The organism is Paenibacillus aquistagni (assembly GCF_900177815.1).
Lineage (GTDB): Bacteria > Bacillota > Bacilli > Paenibacillales > Paenibacillaceae > Paenibacillus_B > Paenibacillus_B aquistagni.
This window is the reverse complement of sequence record NZ_FXAZ01000004.1, coordinates 1-17,494: the sequence shown is the minus strand read 5'-3', so window position 1 is coordinate 17,494 and position 17,494 is coordinate 1. Positions and strand designations below refer to the sequence as shown.

The following is a 17,494-nucleotide window of genomic DNA, read 5'->3' as shown; positions in this document are numbered from 1 at the left end:
TGCATGACGTGTATGTCTCATCCTCATCGCATAGGCTTATCAATCTTCAATCGCACGACCAGCTAATCCTAGTGAGTTCGAAGCTGCCAGCCCGTGCTCAAGGAGCATGCTGGCAGTTAGGCTTGGCGGACCTGTCGTTATCTATCATTTTGAACATTCCGCAAAGAATGGAAAGAGCCTTGTCGAGACAATCGATTCATGACAAGCAATAAAAATGATTTTTATATTATAATAATTCTAATATTATTATAACTTGTATCTGTCAATCCGGCAATCCTTCAGATCTAATGTCTAGATGATGATTGATGAAGTTGCAGCACGGCTCATGTTCGAGCCATGCGTTCCTCCGCTTTATGGCACACAAAAAAGCGGGTGCCGCCATTGAACCTGCCGATTGCGGTCCAGTGGACGGACGCCCGCCAACCTTTCATTTCAACCAATAGCCTAATCCTTAATCTTGCCCTGCTCACTATATTGATCACGTCGAGGGGCCTGATGACGACGAGACAGCTCGCCAAGCACCTCATCCAATGGAAGCTCCGTCTGCTTCATCAGCACCAGCAGATGGAACAACAGATCGCCTATTTCCCCCTTGAGCTCAGACGCATCATTATTTTTAGCGGCGATAATAACCTCAGCTGCCTCTTCGCCGATCTTTTTCAGCACCTTGTCGATGCCCTGTTCAAATAAGTATGTCGTATAAGCGCCTTCTGGACGCTCCTGCTCTCTAGCTGCGATCGTCTGCTCCAAATGATCGAGAATCTCAAAGCGTCCCTTATGAACCGGCTGGCTGCCAATCGGCTCGAAAAAGCACGTTCTGCTGCCAGTATGGCACGCAGGGCCAGCGGCTGTAACTTGAATCAGAAGCGTATCCTGATCACAATCCGTATATAGGCCCCTGATGTGCTGCGTATGACCGGAAGTGGCGCCTTTATGCCACAGCGACTTTCTTGAGCGGCTCCAGAACACCGTCTCCCCCTGCTCACAGCTCATCACGAAGGACTCTTGGTTCATATAGGCAACCATCAGCACCTCAAGCGAATGAACGTCCTGTACAATGGCAGGAATTAAGCCTTGCTCATTCCACTTGAGCTTACGCGCCCAATCCAAGGCATCTTCTTTATTCAGCGCTAAAGCAATTCTAGCCTTAGTCGAGTTAACGAGGTTCGCTTCTTCTGTCTTATTCGTTGCTGTCATCGTACGGGAACCCCTTTCTCTCGCAATCCCTCTTTCACTTCAGCAATGGAGATCTCCTTGTAGTGGAAGATGGAGGCCGCGAGCGCTGCATCTGCACAACCCTCTGTAAGCACCTGCTCAAAATGATCGACCTGTCCCGCTCCCCCCGATGCAATGACAGGCACCGAAACTTTCCTTGAGATGACAGAAGTAAGCGGCAGGTCAAATCCATCCTTCGTGCCATCCGCATCCATGCTTGTAAGCAGGAGCTCTCCCGCGCCTAAGCGAACAGCCTCTTCTGCCCATTCCACAGCACGTATACCGGTTGATTTGCGTCCGCCATGGGTGTATACCTCCCAATCCTGCCATTCTGGATTATACCTGGCATCAATGGCCACAACGACGCACTGGCTGCCAAAGCGGGTGGCCCCCTCTGTAATCAAGCCAGGATCAAGCACAGCAGCTGTATTGATCCCGATCTTGTCAGCGCCAGCCCGAAGGATGCGCTGCATATCCTCTACACTTTTAATGCCGCCGCCTACAGTAAAGGGAATGGAGATGCTTCCAGCCGTTTCCCGTACAACATCCACCATCGTCTCTCGTCCTTCAACGGAAGCTGAAATATCTAGGAAGACGAGCTCGTCGGCTCCTTCCTGATCATATAGAGCCGCAAGCTCCACAGGGTCTCCCGCATCCTTAAGCTGCACGAAATTGACACCTTTGACGACACGACCATCCTTTACATCCAGGCATGGAATAATCCGTTTTGCAAGCATGCGCATCCTCCCTTTCTAATAAGCGAATCATTTATCCGAGCATGTTCATTCTGGCAAGCTCAACAGCATCAGAGAGCTGTATGGCTCCGGTATACAGGGCTTTGCCGACTATAGCCCCTCCCACACCTTCATGACGGTATTGGGCAAGCGTATCGATATCCTTCAAGGAACTTACCCCCCCAGAGGCAATCACCGTCTGCCCGGAAGCCTGTGCCAAGCTCACGATGGCTTCTGTATTCGGCCCCTTCATCATTCCGTCACGCGAAATATCGGTAAAAATAAAGGTGGTCGCGCCTAGCTCAGCCAGCTGCTTGGCGAGTTCCTCCGCCTTCACCTGAGAGGTGTCGAGCCACCCTCTAGTCGCTACATAGCCGTCTCTTGCGTCAATGCCGATCGCGATCTTCGATGGATAGGATGCGAGCACACGCTGAACGAATTCGCGATCCTCAATTGCTGCCGTACCCAGAATGACTCGCGATACACCAAGCTCCAAGAGGCGTTCAACATCCGCCTCCGTGCGAAGCCCTCCTCCTACCTGAACAGGAATCGTTACCTGACTGGCAATCTGCCCGATCAGCTCGGCATTTACAGGACGTCCCTCTTTGGCGCCATCCAGATCCACGAGATGGATCCACTCCGCCCCTCCTGATTGCCATTCCAAGGCTGCTTCTACAGGATTGTCGTTATAAATCGTCTCTTGTCCATAATCCCCTTGCACAAGACGAACACATTTGCCTCCACGAATATCAATGGCAGGGTAAATGATAAATGATGTGCTCACAGCTCCAACTCCTTTTAAGATCATATAGAATGAAATAAGTCCAAGTATTCAGATTCCTATATCTCTCAATCGTGTTTATCGCATTTCAACGTGGAAGGCATCTATTGATTAGGCCTTCTTCACAGCCGATGTTACTTCAATAAACCGTTGCAGCAGCATGAGCCCAAGCTCCCCGCTCTTCTCTGGATGGAACTGCATGCCATATATGCTGTCTCTAGCGACAATCGCCGTTACATCCTGATTGGCATATTCGCATACCGCTACAAGATCATCCTGATTGCTCGGCAGAACATGATACGAATGGACAAAGTACACATGTCCTTCTTGAATGCCCGCAACCAATTCATGATTAGGCTGCTTCCAGCTGCAGCGATTCCAGCCCATATGCGGAACCTTATAGGTCCCTTCCTGGAAGCGAACCACTTTGCCCGGCAGCAGCCCAAGCCCCTTGTGAGCACCATGCTCCTCGCTTTCCTCAAAGAGCAGCTGCATGCCAAGACAAATCCCTAGCAGCGGCTTGCCTGAACGCGCAAGCTCGACAATGACTTGGTCCAACCCCGTTTCTCTTAGAGCCGCCATCGCATCTCCGAATGCGCCAACTCCAGGCAGCAGAATCGCGGACGCCTGTGAGAGCCCCACTCGATCGGAAGTAACGGCAGCCTCCCCGCCGAGGCGTTCAATGGCCTTGCTGACGCTATGCAGATTGCCCATGCCATAATCAACAATAGCGATCAATTACAGCACCCCTTTCGTAGACGGCACTCCTTGCACTCTTGGATCAATGCTTGTCGCTTCATCCAGCGCACGGCCAAGCGCCTTGAATATCGCTTCAATCATATGGTGCGTATTGCGACCGTAGTGAACAATGACATGAAGCGTCATGCGCGATTCCAATGCCAGCTTCCATAGAAATTCATGCACAAGCTCTGTATGAAAAGTTCCGACAACAGCAGAAGGATACTCAGCACGATATTCAAAATGCGGACGTCCACTAATATCAATCACCACTTGCGCCAGCGCCTCGTCCATTGGCACAAATACCGATGCATAGCGCTTAATCCCCGCCTTGCTGCCAAGGGCTTGGCTCAAAGCTTGCCCTAGGCAGATGCCTATGTCCTCAACCGTATGATGGTCATCGATCTCAATATCTCCTCTAGCAAGAACATCAAGGTCAAAGTGTCCGTGCTTCGTAAAGAGGTCCAGCATATGGTTCAGAAAAGGCACCCCTGTATCCTGTTGGCTCATTCCTGATCCGTCTAGGCCAAATGCGAGCTTGATATCCGTTTCATTCGTCTTGCGGGCAATGGATGCCTCACGACGCTTCGTATCATTTTGCATGTTCGTACTCATCCTCATCCACCTCTTCTACTTTGTGTCGTTGTCCTTCTCTTGCTCCAATCGCACCTGAATCGCTTTGGCATGCCCTTCCAGCCCCTCATGGCGCGCCAGCTTCATAATGGTCTCTCCCTGTGCAAAGAGCGCCTCCTTGCTGTAACGAATAAGACTTGATTTCTTCACAAACATATCGACATCGACCGGCGAAGAGAAGCGAGCCGTCCCGTTCGTCGGAATAATATGATTCGGTCCTGCAAAATAATCACCAACCGGCTCTGAGCTGTAGTTCCCAAGGAAGATCGCCCCTGCATTCTCAACAAGCGACAGCTCATTCATCGGGTCCTCTGTCATAATCTCCAAGTGTTCCGGGGCCAAGCGATTAATGAGCGCTATCGCTTCTTGCATGCTGTCCGTCACGACAATCGCTCCATACTGCTCTATCGACTGGGAGGCAATAGACTGTCTAGGCAGTACTGTGAGCTGCTGCTCCACTTCCTGCTGAACCGCCTCGGCTACTGCTCTAGAGGTTGTTACCAGCACCGCGGATGCCATCTCATCATGCTCAGCTTGTGAGAGAAGATCAGCAGCGATATATGAAGCATGAGCTGTCTCGTCGGCCAATACCACGATCTCCGATGGACCAGCAATGCTGTCAATATCCACTGCCCCATACACCTCGCGTTTTGCTAGAGCAACAAAAATATTGCCCGGTCCGCATATCTTATCCACTTTCGCAATGCTGTCGGTTCCGTACGCGAGAGCGGCGATTGCCTGCGCTCCTCCCACACGGTAGATTTCCTCAACACCCGCTTCCGCTGCGACTACGAGGATATAAGGATCAATGCCCTGCTTGCCGCCTGTAGAAGGCGGGGTGACCATTACGATCTCCTTTACCCCTGCTACTTGAGCCGGAATAACGTTCATCAGAACAGAGGAGGGATATGCAGCCTTGCCTCCTGGCACATAGACGCCAACACGTCTTAGCGGTCGTAGCAGTTGGCCAAGCATCGTCCCGTCCGGCTGGATATCAAACCAAGAGGCGCGCTTTTGCTTCTCATGAAAAGTGCGAATGCGCTGTGCAGCTTCCCGAATCGCTTCTAAGAAAGAGGGCTCCACCAACTCATAGGCACGAGCGATATCCTCTGCTGTCACGCGAATATTGCCTGTCGTTACCTCGGTCTTGTCATGCAATCGTGTAAAATGGAATAAAGCTTCGTCCCCTTCCAATCGAACCCGCTGCACGATGTTCAATACCGCATTCAACTGCTCTGTCGTCCCTGCATCCACTTCCCGCTCAAGCTTGAATTCGCTGCCTGCTATGATTCTCATCATTCCCTGCCTCCCCGCGCACATCCTGTTATAAGTAAAAATATTTAAAAGTTGACGGCCGCACTCTGCAGCCTGCTATGATCTCGTTAACTGAATTTGTGACTGCAGCCGATCGCACAGCTTCTGAATCGCGTCATTCTTCAATCGATAGCTGACACGGTTCGCAATTAAGCGGCTCGTAATATTGAAGATCACCTCTTGTTCGATCAAGCCATTCTCCCGAAGCGTCGTGCCCGTCTCCACCATATCGACAATACGATCGGCAAGTCCGATCATCGGCGCCAGCTCAATCGAGCCATTAAGCTTAATAACCTCCACTTGCTGTCCACGCTCTCTGAAGTACTGCGAGGCTACATTCGGGTATTTGGTGGCCACTCTAGGATACGTGCCAGGCTCCCAATCCGGCAGTGCGATAACGGACATTCGGCAGCGAGCGATCCCGAGATCGAGAAGCTCATAGACATCGCGATTCTCCTCCATCAGCACATCCTTGCCTACAATGCCGATATCCGCAACACCGTATTCCACATAGGTCGGCACATCCACTGGCTTTGCCATAATGAATTGCATGCGCGCTTCGGGAAGCTCAATCAACAGCTTGCGGGATTCATCTTCGTCCTCTAAGATGGAATACCCAGCTTCGCGCATTAAGGAAGCAGCCTGCTTATAGATACGGCCTTTGGGCATAGCCACCTTTAGCCAATCCTGCATTGTGATCACCTTTCTATAATGAGATAAGAGCTTAATTTGGAATATATTTTTCAGTGAAAGATAGATTCTACACATGCTCCTTCAAAAAGCGAACGAAGGTCAATATCTCCTGATAGCGATTGCCTCGCCAGAACAATTGCTGATCCTGCCTGCGCTCAACCTCTTCGAGCTGCTCTTCTTCATTCACTCTTCTTGTAATGACACGTTCTCCCTGAGCCCTCAAGCGTGCAGCTTCCTGAAATGCCTCAGCCCGCCGCCACTCATCGTATTGAATAAGAACAGGCAAGCTTGCCTGATGAGCCTCGTTCAGCCTCAAAGCATCCATTAATCGAGTGGTCTTAAGCGCGAAGCCTGTCGCCGGCGCTGGGCGTCCGAATTGAGTCAGCAGATTATCATACCTTCCTCCGCTCATGACAGGAGAGCCTTGATCGGCAGCATAGCCTTCGAATATCGTGCCGGTGTAGTAAGAGAAATCCCCGACCATAGAAAGATCAAGCATGCACATCTCTGCTACCCCATAGGCATCCAGCACCTCCCACAGCAGCTCAAGATGCTGCAGCGATGCTCTTACACTCTCCTCCTGTGCCATGTGTCGCGCTTCTGCTATCACCGGGATGCCGCCGCGAAGGCGAAGGATTTGGTTCAATTGACCTTTCTTCACCTCATCAATGGCGAGCTCCTGAACTAGCTCTCGGTAGCCTACCACATCACGCTGAACCAGATACTGCTTTAGCTGATGCTGCACCTCATCCTGGTCGGGCAAATATTGTTCGAGCAATCCATGCAAGAAGCCATGATGGCCGATCGCCACCTTGAACTGCTTCACTCCAGCTGCTTGGAGACAGGATATAGACAAGGCGATCACTTCGGCATCTGCTTCAGGTGAAGCATCGCCAATCAGCTCTGCACCGGTCTGATAGAATTCCGCCTCACGGCCGCTGTCCTCCTCCATCGAGCGAAAGACATTCGCATGATAGGACAAGCGAATCGGCAGCTCTGCCTCCTGCATTAAGGAAGAAGCGACTCGCGCAATAGGAGCTGTCATGTCCGAACGAAGCACCATTGCCGTTCCTCGTTGATTAAGCAGCTTGAACAGCTTATGATCAAGCGTTGCGCTAGCCATCCCGACCGTATCGTAAAATTCCATGGAAGGCGTTACAATCTGCTCATATCCCCATTGAGACATGCAATTCAAGGATTGGCGCTCAATATATTTAAGCTTCGTAACCGCATCAGGCAAATAATCTCTTACGCCTGAAGGCTTTTCGAACATCTTCGGCTTCGTCATTGCATCCACCCCAACTTTGCATTTAATACTTTAATATATTAATGTGCTACCAATTTAACTAATTAACAAACCAAAGAAATTATCAGCTATCTTATCATGCTTTCCATTTATTCGTCAAACCTTTTTCTTCCTCCTTCTCATCCGTATTCATTCCCTGCAGCCAGCAACCTCTTCCACAAATACACAGCATGCTTATGGCGGGAATGCTCACTTACAGATGCATAAATAGCCCTTCCATCTCCCTTTCGTTCGATAGAAGGGCTAACCATAACTTATTAGGGTTCTGCTTCTGTCTTGCAGATCAGTTAACCGATATGCGTAAGGCAAAAGCAACCGCTGGACTTGAGGACTTGATTACGGCGCAAGCGTCACGGACTTGTCCTTCTGCATGGATGGGCGATTATGCTCCGCCTTGTTCTCTCTCGGAGGCGCGCCCAGAGCAATCCATGACCACGATATCTTCCGAAACGCAATGGAAACCAGAAGCCACGACAATCCAAGCGCTAAGGCGTAGCCTACAAGTATGTATAGCGCATACAGCCATTCATTCTGGTTGTGCCAAGGGATCTGCCGGTGGAGCGCAAGCCAGACAGGATGAAGCAAATATATGCCAAAGGACAGCTCCCCTAGGCGGCTTAGCTTATGAATGATCGCCTCATGGGATGAACGCTGAATCCAATAAGCAATCTGCATCAGCACCAACGCTGACAGCACGGTATGTATATTCCATAGAGCCTCATAGGCTAGCGAAGGATACGCATATCCTGTTGATCGGGTGACATACCATAAGTGAACATGAAGAAGCGCAGCTGCTAACCAACTCATCCACAAGATGATGTTCCACACGCGATATATAGGATACTCCCGATACAGCTCCTTATTACGCCAAGAATTCAGCCAAGGCTCAATCTGATGATAGCGAAGTCCGAAGAAGGCCCCGATTGCATACACGCTCATGTAAGACAGCGCAATGCTCCCCTTCTCGACGATATGCCATTCGATATTATTCCAGATAACAAATCCCCACTGCAGAATAAAGCCGATCGGAATCATCCAAGGCTGTATCTTCGGACTGCGGCATAATCGAAGCAGCAGAGGGAACAGAATATAGAACTGCAGGCTAATGAATACAAAGTAGAGGTGCGTATAAGCGCTGCCCGTAAGGATTTCCCTGCCGAAGCTTCGAAACGCTTCATCCCATGGGCGATCTCGGTTAGCTGTGATCTGCACCATGAAGAAATAGCAAAATGAACAGATGGCATAAGGCAGCAAAATATATTTCAACCGGTTCGTATAGAATCGCTTCAATCGGCTAGCAGGCAAGGAGCTTTGTCCGCCATATTGATAGAACAGCACAAGGCTGCTGAGTAGAATAAACGTTGGTGTGCCATACTTGAAGAAAATATTAAACCACGTGTATCCATAAAAAGCAGGCGACTCTGTCATTTCAATAGAGCTGAAGGACGTAGCATGAACCATGATAACCCCTAAGATCGCTAATGCTCGAATGATGGGAAGTGCTGTGATCATCGGTTTTCCCACTAAGCGACATTCCTTTCTATGTAGAAATGTATATGGAGCAAGGAACATAGCTGCAGCATAGCGCTGATGCTGCCTTTAGGCCGAATTCCTGTCAGCGATTAAAAATGTCGAGAGCCATCATTATTTCCCGGGAAACAGCATAATCTGCTGCAAGCTGTTGTCGATGTTCGCTGTGACTTTGAAGTTCTTTTCAATTTCTCGAAGCGGAACATACCATTCCCCGTTTCTACGCATGACGGGCTGATCCAATTCAAGCTCAAGAGAATCCCAATTCATCTTGTATGGTGACAGCTTCTTAGGCTGCTCCTCGTCTATATGCTTCAGTTTGGCAAGGAGATCCTTTGTCTGAATATTTTGATTGCCTGCATTGATCCGATAGCCGTTCCATGTTGACTGATCATTAATGCCGGGTTTGACGGTAAAGGTGATATCGATGCCGAGTGATTTGCAAATGTCTAATACATCTGAGTTAAAGGCGCCGTACGGAAAAGCTACGATTCGGTGCTTATTGTTGAGCTCAGCCTGCAGACGCTGCTCCGCCTTCCAAAGATCCTGCTTAACCCGCTCCTTATATTCGGATCTTGTCTCAACCTTGCCTGTACGCTTGTCATACAGCTTGCGAGTAAGCATAGGCTTTTGCGTGCCTCGGCTATTAATGGAAGCGTATGCATGGGATTGGAAGGTATGGCTGTAGAAGCTGAATCCATCCTTCATCATCGCTCTCATCTGTTCCCAGCTGAGCTTGGCCCGCCCAGGCTGCCCACGATCATCGATCGATGAGACAATGACGAAATTCGTGGCAGTAAGATGATGCTTCTTCAGCAGCGGGTACACCTCTGTATAGAACGTTTCGTAGCCATCATCGAACGTAAGAAGCACGGCATTATCCGGAACTTGCTGCTGCCCATGCAAATAACGAATATATTCATTCATATTTATGAAACGAAACCCATGCTTGCGAAGCTCTGTAATCTGCTCTTCTAGCTGAGCAGGTGATATAAAAGATACGTCTGTCGGCTGCTTCTCGACATTGTGATACATTAAGGTAACGACTTTGTGCTGATAGTAGTTAGGATAATAGCGAAAGTAAGAAGGAGTCTTCGGTGTGGAATGCCAAGCAAGTGTTCCTTCAGTAGTCGTACTGGCTCTAAGCTGATAGGCTTGCTCTAAGGCTGATGCAGGAATATACCATTCCCCATTGCGTATAAACGCCTTGCTGTCGCGCCAAGCCTGCTTGTCCCAAGCCACGGTATACTGAGATCCTCGTGCATCTGATGTGGAGTCCATAGTTGTGAATGCTAGCAGCATGAGGAGGACGAGTATGATCGAACGCCTTTTCATGTGTTATGCCCTCTTTTTATGAAATAGATCTATATAGAAATTAACATAATCGACCAATGTTGTCATTCAAATTTATCGTCCCTCCCTATCCTCGCTTTATGCAAAAAACGCCTGACTTCCGTCAGACGCTTGCTTGTATGAACTTAAATCCAACGCTTGCTCTCACTTACTCGCCACTCACTGGAGCCTCTCGAATAATACGCAGAGGATTGCCCCCAACCATCTGCCCGGGGAGCACATCCTTGTGAACGACAGAGCCAGCAGCAACGACTGCGCCATCCCCAATCGTCACGCCAGGAAGAACAGTGCAGTTGGCACCGATCATGACATTGCTGCCAATGACGACTTGTCCTAGACGGTATTCCTTGATCAAGTATTCATGCGCCAAGATCGTCGTATTATAGCCGATGATGGAATTGTCTCCAATCTGAATGCGTTCTGGAAAGAAGACATCCACCATCACCATAAGTCCAAACGCAGTATGCTCTCCTACTTTCATATGCAGAATCTTGCGATAGATCCAATTCTTCAGTGGGAGGTATGGACAGTAGCGTGCCAACTGGATAAATATAAAGTTTTTGACCCCTTTCCAAGGGCTTACGGTTCGATAGATCTGCCATAAGCCATTGGGGCCTTCAACAGGATAACGCTCAAGTTGTCTCACCTTCACGACGCTCCAATCCAACTAGCGCATAAAGATCACGCATATCATGCAGTACATGCTTCGCACCGTAGTCTTTTAGCAATGCCTCACCTTTTAGTGACCACGCAACACCGCAAGAGATCACTCCAGCTGCATTCGCAGATTGAATATCTGCTGGACTGTCTCCTACCATAAGCGTCGCTTGTGGATCTGCACCAAGCATCTCCACGGCCCTTAGGACAGGCTCTGGATGGGGCTTGGCATTTGTAATATCATCAAAGGTGATCACAGCGCCCATCTTATCGAAGAGATCAAACATGCGAAGCGCACGCTCAGTCGTTAAGCGAATCTTGGTTGTCACAATTCCAACTTGAATATTCGCTTCTACAAGCCGCTGGATAACCTCTTGTACATGAGGGAATGGCGAGATGAGATCATCATGCCGCTTCCAATTGTAATCTCGGTATGCTTGTACAAGATCCTCGATGTCTTCACGCTTGGAGAAGCCTCGAAGCTGTTCCTCCAGCGTCATGCCCATCGTCGGAATAATATGCTCGCGTGTGAACGGCTGAGGCACAATATCCCGAAGCACATGCTGAAATGTCTCGATGATCAGTTCATTCGTGTCCATGATTGTGCCATCCAAATCAAATAGTACCGTTCGAATCATTTCAATACGACTCCTTTAACCGTGCTGTCTTTATCTTATGACTTATCCTTGTTCTCAGGATGAAGGACTGAATCGTTGTTATCCGCCTGAGCTTCCCCTAGCTCGGGTGTCGTCGAAGCCTGTTCATCAACCTTAGGCTGTTCGTCCAAAGGTGACGGCACATCAGCATGATTCTGCTTCCGCAAACGATCCGCTTCATGCACTTCTTCACTCTCTGTCACAGAAGTAGAGCCAGCAGATGCTGCTTCTGTTCCTTGATTAGCCTCTACTAGGTTAACCGCAGTCTGCTTTGTCGATACAATCGGATCGCTATAGCGGACTGCACGATCGCCACTTCGAAGTCGACGAACCACAATAAGAATAATGCCCACAATAACAATAATAACGGCAAGCAGCTGTGATATACGAACATTTCCGTAAGCAGGATCAAGATACCCTGGCTCGAATACAAACGTCATCGGTGACCATAGCGCATCCACTATGGATTGTATCCATGCAGAGCCCTTATAAGCCAAGCTGTCTGTGCGAAGCCCTTCAATAAAGAATCGTCCTATGGAGTACCAAATGAGATAGCTGAGCAGCAATTCCCCTTGTCGAACATTTTTTATTCTACGAATTCCGAAGAGAAGGAGCACGCCAGCGAAGTTCCAAACGGATTCATATAAGAACGTCGGATGATGGAACACGCCTTGCACATTCATCTGATTCACGATAAAGTCTGGCAAGTGCAGCGTGTTGCGAAGGAAGCTTTCCTCCACAGGGCCACCATAAGCTTCTTGATTTACAAAGTTGCCCCATCTGCCGATCGCTTGTCCAATTAACAAGCCCGGAGCACATATATCGGCGATACGAATAAAGCTGTAGCCTTTTTTGCGCAGATATAGCCAAGCACCGATAAAAGCACCGATGAGCGCACCGTATATGGCAATACCGCCCTCCCATATCGCGAATATCTTTAGCGGATCGCCTTTATACTGATCCCACTGGAATATGACATAGTACGCCCTTGCTCCAATTAGCGCCGAAGGCAGTCCAATTAGCAGAATATCCATAAAGAAATCGGGAGAAAGTCCAAAGCGCTTACCTTCACGTATCGCAAGCAGCAAACCGACTAATGCAGCCGTTCCTAGAATAATACCATACCAATATACACTGATCGGCCCCAATTGAAAAGCAATGGGGTTAAGCAGCATTGTAGCCATTTACACGTCTCCTTTATTTCTCAACTCCAAAACCTTAATCAAAATCCTCTGAATCCTCGTTAATTTGCTCTGTCAGCTTGTTCGTGAACTGAAGAGCTGCATTGTAGCCCATGCGCTTCAGGCGGAAGTTCATTGCAGCGACTTCAATAATAACGGCTAAGTTTCGTCCTGGACGAACAGGAACCGTGACAAGCGGCACATCGGTATCAATGATGCGAGTCACTTCCTCATCCAAGCCGAGTCGGTCATATTGCTTATCTTGCTGCCAGTTCTCCAGTCGAATGACAAGACTAATCCGCTTATTGTTTCGAATCGCGCCAGCGCCAAACAAGGTCATTACATTAATAATACCTATACCTCTAATTTCCAGCAAGTGACGGATCAATTCAGGAGCGGATCCATGCAAATGATTGTCAGAGGTTTGGCGAATTTCAACGGCGTCATCCGCTACGAGACGATGGCCTCGCTTTACCAGTTCGAGCGCTGTTTCACTCTTACCGATTCCGCTGCCGCCTGTAATCAGCATGCCAACGCCGTATATATCCACCAGTACCCCATGAATGGTTGCTGTTGGAGCAAGCTTGCGCTCCAAGAAGCCTGTAATGCGGCTGACTAGAATCGTAGAAGCAGCAGAGGATCTCAGAAGCGGAATATGACGTTCATTGCATATCTCAATTAATCCAGATGGAATATCCAGTCCCCGGGTAATAATGACGCATGGCAGCTCAGTTGAAGCAAAATGATTCAGCCGATCCTTGCGAGTCTCTTCGGATAAGGTATCCAAAAAAGCAATCTCCGTCTTGCCCAGCATCTGAATGCGCTCTGTCGGATGGTAATCAAAATAACCGGCCATCTCCAAGCCTGGACGGTGTACATCATCTACGGTAATGGCGTTTTTTGTGCCTTCTTCACCAGCAAGCACTTCCAAATTGAACTGTGCGACCAGTTCGGACACCTTCACCTTCTTGACCATGGTCTTCACTCCTCATCTCATATGTACAACAACATCAATGCGCGTATTGATAAGTGTTCTGATGTGTGATCTTATTGTTACCATCGTATCGGAAATCGGGCTTGAAATCAATGTGTGCCCATTTTCTCAAGCTCGTCCCACAGTGGCCTATCGCATCAATCTAGCTGTATAAACGACCTCTATATTGATGCATAAACAGCAAAAAAGCCCAGTATGAGCTACTGGGCTTTAATTATCAAGGATTAGTTTTCAAATACGTTCAATTCGCTCTCTTTATCGAATACATGAACTTTGTTCATGTCGATAGCAAGCTTAATGTTTTGGCCTTCTTTAGCAGTGGAACGGCCATCAACACGAGCGATGATGCTTTCATTGCCAATGCCATTCAAGTATAGGAACATTTCATGACCCATGTTCTCTGTAACTTCGATTGTTGCAGTGAACACACTGTTAGGGGAAGCTTCCAAGAATACTGGCTCTTCATGAATGTCCTCTGTACGTACGCCGAGGATAACCTCTTTGCCAATGTAGCCTTTTTCTCTCAAAGATTGAGCTTTACCTTGAGGTACAACAACATCCAATCCCGTTCCTTTGAAGTGAATTTCACCATTTGCTTCATTCAAAGTACCGTTGATGAAGTTCATTGTAGGGGATCCGATGAATCCTGCAACGAACATGTTAAGCGGATGGTTATACAATACGTCTGGAGCAGCTGCTTGCTGGATGATACCGTCTTTCATAACAACGATACGATCACCCATTGTCATCGCTTCGATTTGGTCATGCGTTACATAGATAACTGTTGTTTGAAGACGCTTAGCAAGCTTAGTGATCTCAGCACGCATTTGTCCACGAAGCTTAGCATCCAAGTTGGAGAGCGGTTCGTCCATCAAGAATACTTGAGGCTCACGAACGATCGCACGACCGAGCGCGACACGCTGACGTTGACCACCGGACAATGCCTTAGGCTTACGATCAAGCAAATGCTCGATATCCAAGATGCGCGCAGCTTCTTTTACACGCTTGTCGATATCTTCTTTTTTGAACTTACGCAATTTCAAACCAAACGCCATGTTTTGGTATACGTTCATATGTGGGTACAATGCGTAGGATTGGAATACCATCGCGATGTCGCGATCTTTAGGAGCTACGTCATTCACAAGACGATCGCCGATAAACAAGTTACCTTCTGAAATTTCTTCAAGACCTGCGATCATACGAAGTGTAGTTGATTTACCGCAACCGGAAGGACCTACAAGTACAAGGAACTCCTTATCTTGAATGTCGAGGTTGATGTCGATAACCGTTGGTTTGTCGGAACCTGGATATTTCTTGTAAACATGTTCTAAGCGTACGCCTGCCATGAGTAATTCCCCCTTAGAGTCATTCTGTAATCGTTTCCTTTAATATATCCTAATGATAACGAAAGTTAGTACAAATGACTATACACATACTCTACAAAAAAGCGCTTACCTATTTCGTCACTTTGTACAATAGAAGGATCAACTTCACGAGCACAGCATCAGAAAATGTCCTAACATCAAGCCCCGTTTCCTGCTTGATCTTGTCCAAACGATATAAGAGCGTGTTGCGATGGATATACAGCCGCTTCGCTGTCTCACTGACACTGCAATTGTATTGGAAGAAGGTCTGGAGCGTCGTCATGGTCTCCACATCTGTAAAATTGTCATTTTTTGTAACAACACGCTGCATAAACTGCTTGCGCACCTCATCAGGAATGCTGTATACCAGATGCTCTAGATGCAATTCCCATGGAAGATGAATGCTCTCTGGAATATGGAAGGTTCTCCCGAGATATATCGTTTCTCTTAGTCGCGATACAATAGCAGGAATGCCATGAATAGGAGCCGTCGGATAAGCAACAGACAAATGGCTCTCCCCGATCCATTGAGGTGCAAGCAATTCGAATAGACCATGGCAATAAGAAGTCAAATATTCCTCAATCGTCTCTTTATTGTCTTCTTCTTCATCAGCATCCGCATTCGATGTCAAATGCTCTGGAACAAGGAAAAACCATTCCTTATCCGTTAACGGAACAACCACTAGATCTCCGCCAAAATATGATTTGAGCAGCTTATAAAGCTGTGTATAGCTAGGCCCTTCACGATGGGATTGCTCGGTCACTAATAAGAAAGGGATAACCGTGCTGAACAGCTTGTTCTTCCATGAAAAGGAGTCCGGCACCTCTGCTTGCATGTCAGATGCCTGCAATCTTTCCAGAATCCATTGTCCAAACAACGCCGCTTGATATTCGTCACCTGTAACGGATTGGCTCACGCCTTTAACAGTCTGTGAATCCATCCATAAGAGCATCCGCAGCCATTCAATGTCTCGTTCGCTTAGATCGGACTCATTACAGAACAGTACCGTTGCTTGGGAAGCGTTCTGCCTCCACAGCAAATAACATCTGCCCTCACGAAGAATAACATGTGAACCTTGTCTGGAGATGAGATTCTCTCCCTCTTGTTCGTTAGCCTCCGCAAGCCATTGCTTCCACGTATCAGTCGGAATTGTAGTTGTCTCCAGCTTCTCCTGAATGATGCGTTCAATCTGTTCCCGCAGTAATTGCTTCTCCATCTTAATCATCCTATCTCACGTATCATACGGTAGTATTCCTCTATTCTGGTGAAACATAAATTCGTCCCTTACATTGTAACATAGCCTGCTGCCAGCTTCCTATTCTCAATTGATACAACAAAAAACAGCTCCAAGGTTTCCCTTGAAGCTGTCTGAATTCGTAACTGGTGAGCCATGAAGGACTCGAACCTTCGACACCCTGATTAAAAGTCAGGTGCTCTACCAACTGAGCTAATGGCTCGCAAATGGTGGAGGATGATGGATTCGAACCACCGAACCCGGACGGGAACAGATTTACAGTCTGCTGCGTTTGGCCACTTCGCTAATCCTCCGCATTTACATGGTGGCTTGGGACGGAATCGAACCGCCGACACAAGGATTTTCAGTCCTTTGCTCTACCGACTGAGCTACCAAGCCATATTAGATTATAAAAAGGCAAAAAAAATGGCGGAGCTGACGGGATTCGAACCCGCGGTCTCCTGCGTGACAGGCAGGCATGTTAGGCCTCTACACCACAGCTCCGCATTATGGAAATGGTGCCGGCGAAAGGAGTCGAACCCTCGACCTACTGATTACAAGTCAGCCGCTCTACCAACTGAGCTACACCGGCATATTTATTTGCATCTGATTGTAAAAATCAGTGGTGGACGCTGACGGGATCGAACCGCCGACCCTCTGCTTGTAAGGCAGATGCTCTCCCAGCTGAGCTAAGCGTCCATATAAGATTGGTAGCGGCGGAGGGGATCGAACCCCCGACCTCACGGGTATGAACCGTACGCTCTAGCCAGCTGAGCTACGCCGCCATACTAAAATAAATGTTCTAAGAAAACACTGGCGGAGAGAGAGGGATTCGAACCCTCGCGGCTGTAACACCCTAACGCTTTAGCAAAGCGTCCCCTTCGGCCTCTTGGGTATCTCTCCATGTCGTTAGGCTGTGATAAGCATATAGCTTGTCCACCGGAAATGTTTCCTTATTCTTTCAAGGCTTGCACCCTGAAAACTGATCGTGAAGGAAGTAAAGTCATCTTAATTCATTAGGATAAGCCCTCGACCGATTAGTATTGGTCAGCTCCACACATTGCTGTGCTTCCACCCCCAACCTATCTACCTCGTCGTCTTCAAGGGGTCT

General features: G+C 48.3%; 16 protein-coding genes, 8 tRNA genes and 1 rRNA gene. All 25 read right to left on the bottom strand.

Annotated elements, in window-relative coordinates:
* Window positions 1-444 precede the first annotated feature (444 nt).
* Window positions 445-1,197 (bottom strand): bifunctional phosphoribosyl-AMP cyclohydrolase/phosphoribosyl-ATP diphosphatase HisIE, encoded by a 753-nt coding sequence (gene hisIE, locus B9Y93_RS14150; RefSeq protein WP_085495195.1) that lies wholly within the window; start codon window positions 1,195-1,197, stop codon window positions 445-447.
* Complete coding sequence (gene hisF, locus B9Y93_RS14145) at window positions 1,194-1,952, bottom strand: imidazole glycerol phosphate synthase subunit HisF (RefSeq protein ID WP_085495193.1); 759 nt, start codon at window positions 1,950-1,952, stop codon at window positions 1,194-1,196. Before hisF ends, hisIE begins: the two co-directional genes overlap by 4 nt.
* A 31-nt stretch (window positions 1,953-1,983) precedes the next feature.
* Window positions 1,984-2,733 carry a 1-(5-phosphoribosyl)-5-[(5-phosphoribosylamino)methylideneamino]imidazole-4-carboxamide isomerase gene (gene hisA, locus B9Y93_RS14140; RefSeq protein WP_244903413.1) on the bottom strand — a complete coding sequence of 250 codons (750 nt, stop codon included), beginning with the start codon at window positions 2,731-2,733 and terminating at the stop codon, window positions 1,984-1,986.
* Window positions 2,734-2,841: 108 nt separating this feature from the next.
* Window positions 2,842-3,468 carry an imidazole glycerol phosphate synthase subunit HisH gene (gene hisH / locus B9Y93_RS14135; RefSeq protein WP_085495189.1) on the bottom strand — a complete coding sequence of 209 codons (627 nt, stop codon included), beginning with the start codon at window positions 3,466-3,468 and terminating at the stop codon, window positions 2,842-2,844.
* Window positions 3,469-4,083, bottom strand: a complete 615-nt coding sequence (gene hisB, locus B9Y93_RS14130) for an imidazoleglycerol-phosphate dehydratase HisB (RefSeq protein ID WP_244903412.1) — start codon at window positions 4,081-4,083, stop codon at window positions 3,469-3,471.
* Window positions 4,084-4,098: 15 nt separating this feature from the next.
* Window positions 4,099-5,397, bottom strand: a complete 1,299-nt coding sequence (hisD, locus tag B9Y93_RS14125) for a histidinol dehydrogenase (RefSeq protein ID WP_085495187.1) — start codon at window positions 5,395-5,397, stop codon at window positions 4,099-4,101.
* 75 nt (window positions 5,398-5,472) lie between these two features.
* Window positions 5,473-6,108, bottom strand: a complete 636-nt coding sequence (gene hisG / locus B9Y93_RS14120) for an ATP phosphoribosyltransferase (protein ID WP_085495185.1) — start codon at window positions 6,106-6,108, stop codon at window positions 5,473-5,475.
* 67 nt (window positions 6,109-6,175) lie between these two features.
* The gene (locus B9Y93_RS14115) at window positions 6,176-7,396 is read right to left on the bottom strand and encodes an ATP phosphoribosyltransferase regulatory subunit (protein ID WP_085495184.1); all 1,221 of its coding nucleotides are present in this window, start codon (window positions 7,394-7,396) and stop codon (window positions 6,176-6,178) included.
* A gap of 354 nt (window positions 7,397-7,750) precedes the next feature.
* Window positions 7,751-8,938, bottom strand: coding sequence for an acyltransferase (locus tag B9Y93_RS14110; protein WP_244903411.1), 1,188 nt, complete (start codon window positions 8,936-8,938; stop codon window positions 7,751-7,753).
* Between the two features lie 120 nt (window positions 8,939-9,058).
* Window positions 9,059-10,279, bottom strand: coding sequence for a polysaccharide deacetylase family protein (locus tag B9Y93_RS14105; RefSeq protein WP_085495182.1), 1,221 nt, complete (start codon window positions 10,277-10,279; stop codon window positions 9,059-9,061).
* 166 nt (window positions 10,280-10,445) lie between these two features.
* On the bottom strand, window positions 10,446-10,943 hold the full coding sequence (locus B9Y93_RS14100; protein WP_085495180.1) for an acyltransferase: 498 nt from the start codon (window positions 10,941-10,943) through the stop codon (window positions 10,446-10,448).
* Window positions 10,930-11,592: a pyrophosphatase PpaX gene (gene ppaX, locus B9Y93_RS14095; protein ID WP_085495177.1), complete on the bottom strand. Its 663-nt coding sequence runs from the start codon at window positions 11,590-11,592 to the stop codon at window positions 10,930-10,932. Before ppaX ends, B9Y93_RS14100 begins: the two co-directional genes overlap by 14 nt.
* A 35-nt stretch (window positions 11,593-11,627) precedes the next feature.
* Entirely contained in the window at window positions 11,628-12,794 is a 1,167-nt protein-coding gene (gene lgt / locus B9Y93_RS14090; RefSeq protein ID WP_085495175.1) for a prolipoprotein diacylglyceryl transferase, read from the bottom strand.
* Between the two features lie 34 nt (window positions 12,795-12,828).
* Window positions 12,829-13,767, bottom strand: a complete 939-nt coding sequence (hprK, locus tag B9Y93_RS14085; RefSeq protein ID WP_085495173.1) for an HPr(Ser) kinase/phosphatase — start codon at window positions 13,765-13,767, stop codon at window positions 12,829-12,831.
* A 242-nt stretch (window positions 13,768-14,009) separates the two neighbouring features.
* A complete protein-coding gene (locus tag B9Y93_RS14080) occupies window positions 14,010-15,131 on the bottom strand; it encodes an ABC transporter ATP-binding protein (RefSeq protein WP_085495171.1) in 1,122 nt (373 codons plus the stop codon).
* Window positions 15,132-15,240: 109 nt separating this feature from the next.
* On the bottom strand, window positions 15,241-16,365 hold the full coding sequence (locus B9Y93_RS14075; RefSeq protein ID WP_085495169.1) for a PucR family transcriptional regulator: 1,125 nt from the start codon (window positions 16,363-16,365) through the stop codon (window positions 15,241-15,243).
* Window positions 16,366-16,530: 165 nt separating this feature from the next.
* Window positions 16,531-16,606 (bottom strand) — tRNA-Lys (locus tag B9Y93_RS14070).
* Window positions 16,607-16,611: 5 nt separating this feature from the next.
* Window positions 16,612-16,697: transfer RNA gene (locus B9Y93_RS14065), tRNA-Tyr, on the bottom strand.
* A gap of 9 nt (window positions 16,698-16,706) precedes the next feature.
* A tRNA-Phe gene (locus tag B9Y93_RS14060) sits at window positions 16,707-16,782 on the bottom strand.
* 28 nt (window positions 16,783-16,810) lie between these two features.
* A tRNA-Asp gene (locus B9Y93_RS14055) sits at window positions 16,811-16,887 on the bottom strand.
* A 12-nt stretch (window positions 16,888-16,899) separates the two neighbouring features.
* Window positions 16,900-16,975 (bottom strand) — tRNA-Thr (locus B9Y93_RS14050).
* Between the two features lie 31 nt (window positions 16,976-17,006).
* Window positions 17,007-17,082 (bottom strand) — tRNA-Val (locus tag B9Y93_RS14045).
* 9 nt (window positions 17,083-17,091) lie between these two features.
* A tRNA-Met gene (locus B9Y93_RS14040) sits at window positions 17,092-17,168 on the bottom strand.
* A 29-nt stretch (window positions 17,169-17,197) separates the two neighbouring features.
* Window positions 17,198-17,286, bottom strand: a tRNA-Ser gene (locus B9Y93_RS14035).
* A 114-nt stretch (window positions 17,287-17,400) separates the two neighbouring features.
* A 23S ribosomal RNA gene (locus B9Y93_RS14030) occupies window positions 17,401-17,494 on the bottom strand; the annotation flags it as partial.

What these genes read in the sequence shown, in the direction of transcription:
- hisIE (WP_085495195.1), bottom strand. Translation starts at nt 1,197, where the DNA reads ATGACAGCAACGAATAAGACAGAAGAAGCGAACCTCGTTAACTCGACT.
- hisF (WP_085495193.1), bottom strand. Translation starts at nt 1,952, where the DNA reads ATGCTTGCAAAACGGATTATTCCATGCCTGGATGTAAAGGATGGTCGT.
- B9Y93_RS14075 (WP_085495169.1), bottom strand. Translation starts at nt 16,365, where the DNA reads ATGGAGAAGCAATTACTGCGGGAACAGATTGAACGCATCATTCAGGAG.
- ppaX (WP_085495177.1), bottom strand. Translation starts at nt 11,592, where the DNA reads ATGATTCGAACGGTACTATTTGATTTGGATGGCACAATCATGGACACG.
- hisB (WP_244903412.1), bottom strand. Translation starts at nt 4,083, where the DNA reads ATGAGTACGAACATGCAAAATGATACGAAGCGTCGTGAGGCATCCATT.
- B9Y93_RS14105 (WP_085495182.1), bottom strand. Translation starts at nt 10,279, where the DNA reads ATGAAAAGGCGTTCGATCATACTCGTCCTCCTCATGCTGCTAGCATTC.
- B9Y93_RS14115 (WP_085495184.1), bottom strand. Translation starts at nt 7,396, where the DNA reads ATGACGAAGCCGAAGATGTTCGAAAAGCCTTCAGGCGTAAGAGATTAT.
- lgt (WP_085495175.1), bottom strand. Translation starts at nt 12,794, where the DNA reads ATGGCTACAATGCTGCTTAACCCCATTGCTTTTCAATTGGGGCCGATC.
- hisG (WP_085495185.1), bottom strand. Translation starts at nt 6,108, where the DNA reads ATGCAGGATTGGCTAAAGGTGGCTATGCCCAAAGGCCGTATCTATAAG.
- B9Y93_RS14080 (WP_085495171.1), bottom strand. Translation starts at nt 15,131, where the DNA reads ATGGCAGGCGTACGCTTAGAACATGTTTACAAGAAATATCCAGGTTCC.
- hprK (WP_085495173.1), bottom strand. Translation starts at nt 13,767, where the DNA reads ATGGTCAAGAAGGTGAAGGTGTCCGAACTGGTCGCACAGTTCAATTTG.
- hisD (WP_085495187.1), bottom strand. Translation starts at nt 5,397, where the DNA reads ATGAGAATCATAGCAGGCAGCGAATTCAAGCTTGAGCGGGAAGTGGAT.